Source organism: Cellulomonas septica, from assembly GCF_012396155.1.
GTDB lineage: Bacteria > Actinomycetota > Actinomycetes > Actinomycetales > Cellulomonadaceae > Cellulomonas > Cellulomonas septica.
On record NZ_JAAXOY010000658.1, the window covers coordinates 1 to 1,973 of the forward strand.

General features: G+C 72.9%; 2 protein-coding genes and 1 pseudogene. 1 reads left to right on the plus strand and 2 read right to left on the minus strand.

Annotated features, from left to right (window positions below):
- Positions 1-242: 242 nt before the first annotated feature.
- Positions 243-743 carry a DUF3145 domain-containing protein gene (locus tag HGA02_RS17800; protein WP_168680577.1) on the minus strand — a complete coding sequence of 167 codons (501 nt, stop codon included), beginning with the start codon at positions 741-743 and terminating at the stop codon, positions 243-245.
- Positions 744-882: 139 nt separating this feature from the next.
- The gene (gene def / locus HGA02_RS17805; protein ID WP_124341013.1) at positions 883-1,371 is read right to left on the minus strand and encodes a peptide deformylase; all 489 of its coding nucleotides are present in this window, start codon (positions 1,369-1,371) and stop codon (positions 883-885) included.
- Positions 1,372-1,645: 274 nt separating this feature from the next.
- Between def and HGA02_RS17810 the strand changes: the two are divergent.
- A pseudogene (locus HGA02_RS17810) lies at positions 1,646-1,973 on the plus strand (hypothetical protein); the annotation flags it as partial.

Genomic DNA, 1,973 nt, shown 5'->3' on the forward strand with positions numbered 1-1,973 from the left:
CCGTCGGCGGCCGTCGCGTCGGCGGCGCAGCCCGTGAGGGCGGCGGCGAGCGTCAGGCCCGCGAGGGCGAGCGCGGGCGTACGGGGCGTGGTCATCGGGGTGCGTCCTCTCGTGGCCCGGGCGGTCCCGGGTCGGCGGGCGTCGAGGGGGCGACGCCGGAGGTCACACCTTGGCGGACAGGGTCGGCAGGCTGTCCACGCGCGAATCGATTAGGCGCTCACGCAGCGAGACGTCGGTGCAGGTCAGCCCACGCGGTGGAGCCACCGCACGGGTGCACCGGCGCCCGCGTAGCGGAAGGGCTCGAGCTCGTCGTCCCAGGCCTGCCCGAGCGCGAGGTCGAGCTCCGCACGCAGGCGCGTCGGGTCCTCGGCGTGCTCGAGCGCCGCGCGGATCCGGTCCTCGGGGACCACGACGTTGCCGTGCACGTCCGTCGCGGCGTGGAAGATCCCGAGCTCGGGCGTGTGGCTCCAGCGGGAACCGTCGACGCCGTGGCTCGCCTCCTCCGTGATCTCGTACCGCAGGTGCGCCCAGCCGCGCAGCGCGGACGCCAGCCGCGCGCCGGTGCCCTGGGGCCCCTGCCACGAGTGCTCGGCACGGTAGAAGCCGGGTCCTGCCGGCTGCGGGGTCCAGTCGAAGGTCACCCGCGCGGTCAGGACGTTCCCGGCTGCCCACTCGATGTGGGGGCACAGCGCACGGGGCGCAGAGTGCACGAAAAGAACACCGCGGGTGATCGCACCTGCCATGTCGTCCTCCTGGTCGGCTCGAGGTTCGCCTTCCCCAACGTCCTCGGGTCCTGCTCAGGAGCACTCACGGTCTCGCGGCGTGCTGTGCACACTATGCCCGACGTGCGGCGTCACCGCCAAGCACCCGGGCGGGGATGCGTCAGAGCTGCTCGCGGATCGCCCGCATCGCCTTCTTGCGCACGGACCGCTCGAGGCGGTCGAGGTAGAGCATCCCGTCGAGGTGGTCGACCTCGTGCTGGAGGCACCGGGCCATGAGCTCGGTGCCCTCGACGACGACCTCCTTGCCGTCGAGGTCGGTGCCGACGACGCGCGCGTACCAGGCGCGACGCGTCGGGTACCAGAGACCCGGGACCGAGAGGCAGCCCTCGTCGCCGTCCTGGTACTCGTCCTCGGACAGCTCGACGATGACCGGGTTGAGCACGTAGCCGATCTCGTCGTCGATGTTCCACGAGAACGCGCGCAGGCCGACGCCGATCTGGTTGGCCGCGAGACCGGCGCGACCCTCGTGGTCGACCGTCTCGAGCAGGTCCTCGACGAGCGAGCGGACGCGGTCGTCGACCGCGGTGATCGGGTCGCACGGGGTACGCAGGACGGGGTCTCCGACGGTGCGGATCTCTCGCATGGCCATGCGTCGATCCTTTCATGCCCGGGCCACGGACCAGGGCCGTCCGGAGGCGGCGTGTGAGGAGCGAGACACCGCAAGACCCGGACAAGGCGACGAAGCGGGCGTACCTTTGTACTGACCGGTCAGTCAGAAGGGACTCACCACATGACCGCCTCCCCCGGGACCGAGACCGCCCCCGCCGCCGGTGACGCGAGCGACGCCCCCGACGCCGCCGACGCGACGCCCGCGCCGCCCGTCGTCCGCGCGGATGTCGGTGGTCGGAGGCACCCTGGTGCGCATGGTGACGATCTCCTGCTCGTGCGGGTCGGTGTGCGACTCGCGCCGCAACCCGCTGCGCGGGCTCGACGTCGCGGCGCGCCTCGACGCGGTCCGCTCGGCGTTCGCGGTCCACGACGGCTTCCTCACCCTCGAGCTCGACGCCGCCTGGCACCCCGGTGCGGACGAGCCGGGTCCGGCGTGCGTCGTGCTGGTCGACCTCGACGAGCTCGACGCGATGCTGCTGCGCCTCGGCCTCGCCCTGCTGCAGCGGCCTCGCCTGCTCGTGGTCGACGACGTCGACCAGGTGCTCGACGACGCCCGCCGCCAGGTCGTCTGGACCCGGCTCG

Bases quoted from the DNA above. Each gene is read 5' to 3' on its own strand.
- HGA02_RS17800 (WP_168680577.1), bottom strand. From the start codon at position 743: ATGGCAGGTGCGATCACCCGCGGTGTTCTTTTCGTGCACTCTGCGCCC.
- def (WP_124341013.1), bottom strand. From the start codon at position 1,371: ATGGCCATGCGAGAGATCCGCACCGTCGGAGACCCCGTCCTGCGTACC.